We start from the raw sequence: 3,221 nt of genomic DNA, 5'->3' as shown, positions 1-3,221 counted from the left end.
GTATCTCGATCGCGGTATCGTCAATGAAACTCGCGCCGAAGCGCTTCGAGAGTTGCACGTACCCGCCGAGCACGTCGTTCTGGGTACGGCGCAGCACCCGGGCCAGTTTGAACCCGGCAGTCCGCGAGTTGCCGCTCGACACGAAGGTCTGGTTCGCGCCCGCGATCTGCTGATAGTAGGTGTTCGTATAGCCGAAGAGCGAGGCGGTCCAATAGCCCCAAGGGACCGAGTAAGAACCGTTGAAGCCATGCGAGCCAAGGCCCTTGTCGTCGATGTACAAATCCTGATTCACGCCGAGATTCAGCATGTCATTGAGGCCGAGCGGGTTGTCGAGGCCGAAGCTTACGTTGCCCTGAAGCTTGCCCGTCGCGCGGCTACCCGAGTTGTCGACCGAGGCGAGCACGGTCCAGGGCTTGGCGCGTCTGAGCGCGCTCACGACGTCGCTCTCGCCGGGCGTGTCGGTGGGCTCGATTTTCATATCGGCGTCCTGACTTGCGACACGCTTCATCTGCTCGATGCCCTGTTCGAGATCGCGCAGGTCTAGCATGTCGCCGGGTCGCGCAGGGAACGCGCTCTTCCACGCTCCCCATGCGACCGGGCCCGCGAAACGAATCTCGCGAATGACGCCGGGAACGAGCGCGAAGGAAAGTGTTCCTGTTGCAAGGTCTTGCTCGGGGAGCAGTACGCGCGTGCTCACGTAGCCGCGGCTGAGAATCGCTTGCTGTAGGCCGTTCTCGAGCGCTGCAACGCCTTGCTTGCCGATGCACGCGCCGCGATAGTGGTCGAGCCATGCACGCGCGAAGGCGAAGCGATCGAGCGGCAAGTCCGATGCGCCGCGCGCACGTATCTCGTCAGGGAGTGTCGCCGGGACGTCGAGCGTGAAGGCGTCGATACGAAAGCACGGCGCTTCCTGCGGGAGCGTCGGGAATTCGCCTTCGCCGGGGAGCGTCGAGCGCACGATGGGCGCCTGCACGGCTGCCTCGCGCTGCTCCGCCTCGCGCTGTTGCTGCACCCGTTGATCCTGCCGCGCGTTAGCCCGCGCCGCCGCTGCTTCGTCAGCAAGCGTGGACGCTTCCTGTGCTTGAACCGCAAGTGTCGCTAGGGCTGTGAGCGGCAAAGCCGTCAGCCTCTTCGTTATCGTCATTCGTGGAACTCTAGGTTTATCTTGTTGGTGATGCTCGGCTGCCCTCACCATTGCCTGTGCTGCGATTGTAAAGGTCCACATTGCTTGCCGCGAACGCGCCCGAGTTGCCGCCGATCAGCCCGCCGATGCCGCCTGCAATCAGGTTGGCGCCGATGTTGCCGGCCGTGAGGCCGGGATCAATGCCACCACCGTTGCCCAATTGATCTGCAAGTCGGTTCAGGTCGCCCGCAAGCGCCGCCGAAATACCCGCGCCCGCTGCGCCGCCCGCCGCACTGCCGCCGAGGCCCGCGACGAGCGCGCCGCCCGCCGTGTGCATGGCGATGCGATCGCGCCACCCTCATCCCATGGGCCGATGGCTCGAACAAGCCGGGTTCAAACCCGATTCCCGCGTCTGCGTGCTCGTGCAGCACGGGCAGTCCATCATTACGCCTCTGCCCGCCATGCCGTAAAACAACAAACCCAGCTCGAAGCTGGGTTTGTTGTTTTTCACATCAGGATTGGTAGTCTTCGAACTCCCACGCGCCAATCCTCGCTACCTTCTGTGCTATTTCTCCGAAGTCCTTTCCTGTGCAGCCTTCGAGATACTGATTAATTTCGCTCTTGATCCTATCCGAATCAAAGCTGGAAACAATCAACATATGGCGTCCCCACGCTGCACCCATATGCAAATATTCTTTTTTGATCCATTCCGGCGTGCATACAAGTATTTGATAGTAATGCCCACCCTCTGAATCATCCGGCCCAATCAGCACGGTTAGCCAAACGCCAAAGCACTCTTGATCTTCTGGCCAATATGCCTCGAAGGCAACAGAACTACCGGTATCAACGCTCTTAAGAACTGCTTTCATCATTTGGTGACGTTCAAGTGTCCGTTGCTAATAACTTTCCCATTCTCTAACTGCTGGAAGTTAGCTTGAATCCCCGTTGGGGAGAACTCCACAGGAACATTAGGTTTAACCGTCGGTGCACGATACACACGTGTGCCATCAGCGCTTACCCAACCCTTCCCGTCCGTAGTCATTTTCGCCCCGTCTCCCACCCAAATTTTTCCAAGTTGATCAGCCTCCGCCGCCGTACCAATACCAATGTTGAAGTTGATATTCTTCGTACCACTGCCATCCACGGCAGCAGCCAATCTTGGATCTTGAGCAGCGATATTTGCCAGATTCTCGCCTGCGAGTTGGCCCTTCAGTCCAGCATAGGTTGCAGCGTTTGCCGCTCCACTTGATGTCGCCGTCTTCCCGCCCAGCGCCCCAACCGGCGGTCGCACTCTCGCAGCACCTATATCCGCCGTCTGCACTGGCTTCTGACCGAGCATAGCCCGTTCTTTATCCAGTATCTGCCGAAGCTCCTTCGCCTCCTTGGCAGCTTCGCCTTCCTTCTTGTCGTTCCACTGGTTATACAGGTTCACGTTCGACGCGGCCGCCGCGCCAGCCGGACCTCCAATGATACCGCCGCCGATCACGTTGAGCGTGTTGCCCGCGAACTTGCCGATCAGCTCGGACCCCGTTCCGTCTGCGATCGTGTCCGCAATCCGCTTCGTCTGATCCGCCAAGGCCGCTGACATCCCCGCACCCGCCGCGCCTTGCGCTCCGCCTCCGATGCTTCCACCGCCCAAGCCGCCGATCAGACCGCCGCCGGCGACGTGCAACGCAATTCTGTTGCTGCCCGATTCACCCCACGAATCCGCCACATCCAGATAGCTCTGCATTGCGTCGAGATCGCCGCGCTCATAGGCCGCTTTTGCATCTGCAAGCGCGCCATCACGTTTGCTATCCGCGAGCTGGCCGATACCCTTTGCGACCGCCTCGCCAGCCGCAGCCGTCGCATTCATCAGATCGGCTTGTTTTCCGAGCACGTCATTCACGTCCGGCAGCTTCGACACCGTGCCATTCGTGATCGATGTATCGCGGCTCAGGGTCGAAACGTCCTGCGCCTGGCGATCCTTGTCGGTGATATTGATCGTGCCCGCGTTGATCGCACTGCGTGTCGTCGCGCTCTCGAGCGAGCCATTGCTGCCGATCATGCCGCCCGCGCCGTTGTTGAGCGCATCGGCGGCGCTCACGCTCAAGCCGTC

Annotated in this window: 4 protein-coding genes and 1 pseudogene; 1 reads left to right on the top strand and 4 read right to left on the bottom strand. The window is 60.5% G+C overall.

Going from position 1 to position 3,221, the window contains the following annotated elements; all coding sequences use genetic code 11:
• Both AWB83_RS35440 and AWB83_RS35435 read right to left on the bottom strand, forming a co-directional pair.
• On the bottom strand, positions 1-1,144 hold a 1,144-nt coding region (locus AWB83_RS35440), incomplete at its 3' end, for a ShlB/FhaC/HecB family hemolysin secretion/activation protein (protein ID WP_143750161.1).
• Positions 1,145-1,160: 16 nt separating this feature from the next.
• Positions 1,161-1,460, bottom strand: coding sequence for a hypothetical protein (locus tag AWB83_RS35435; RefSeq protein ID WP_087050249.1), 300 nt, complete (start codon positions 1,458-1,460; stop codon positions 1,161-1,163).
• Here AWB83_RS35435 and AWB83_RS37805 point away from each other — a divergent pair.
• Positions 1,459-1,593 (top strand): SymE family type I addiction module toxin, encoded by a 135-nt coding sequence (locus AWB83_RS37805; RefSeq protein WP_087050248.1) that lies wholly within the window; start codon positions 1,459-1,461, stop codon positions 1,591-1,593. The genes AWB83_RS35435 and AWB83_RS37805 overlap by 2 nt on opposite strands.
• 42 nt (positions 1,594-1,635) lie before the next feature.
• Here the strand turns inward: AWB83_RS37805 and AWB83_RS35425 are convergent, their stop codons facing one another.
• Together AWB83_RS35425 and AWB83_RS37025 are read right to left on the bottom strand one after the other, a co-directional pair.
• On the bottom strand, positions 1,636-1,995 hold the full coding sequence (locus AWB83_RS35425; protein ID WP_087050247.1) for an immunity 8 family protein: 360 nt from the start codon (positions 1,993-1,995) through the stop codon (positions 1,636-1,638).
• A pseudogene (locus AWB83_RS37025) lies at positions 1,992-3,221 on the bottom strand (filamentous hemagglutinin); the annotation flags it as partial. The gene AWB83_RS35425 and the pseudogene AWB83_RS37025, both read right to left, overlap by 4 nt.

The sequence above is a fragment of the Caballeronia ptereochthonis genome, from assembly GCF_001545075.1.
Classification (GTDB): domain Bacteria; phylum Pseudomonadota; class Gammaproteobacteria; order Burkholderiales; family Burkholderiaceae; genus Caballeronia; species Caballeronia ptereochthonis.
Note: the sequence above shows the minus strand (reverse complement) of the source record. Positions and strands in the feature narration are given on the sequence as shown.

Bases quoted from the DNA above. Each gene is read 5' to 3' on its own strand.
- AWB83_RS37805 (WP_087050248.1), top strand. From the start codon at position 1,459: ATGGCGATGCGATCGCGCCACCCTCATCCCATGGGCCGATGGCTCGAA.
- AWB83_RS35435 (WP_087050249.1), bottom strand. From the start codon at position 1,460: ATGCACACGGCGGGCGGCGCGCTCGTCGCGGGCCTCGGCGGCAGTGCG.
- AWB83_RS35425 (WP_087050247.1), bottom strand. From the start codon at position 1,995: ATGATGAAAGCAGTTCTTAAGAGCGTTGATACCGGTAGTTCTGTTGCC.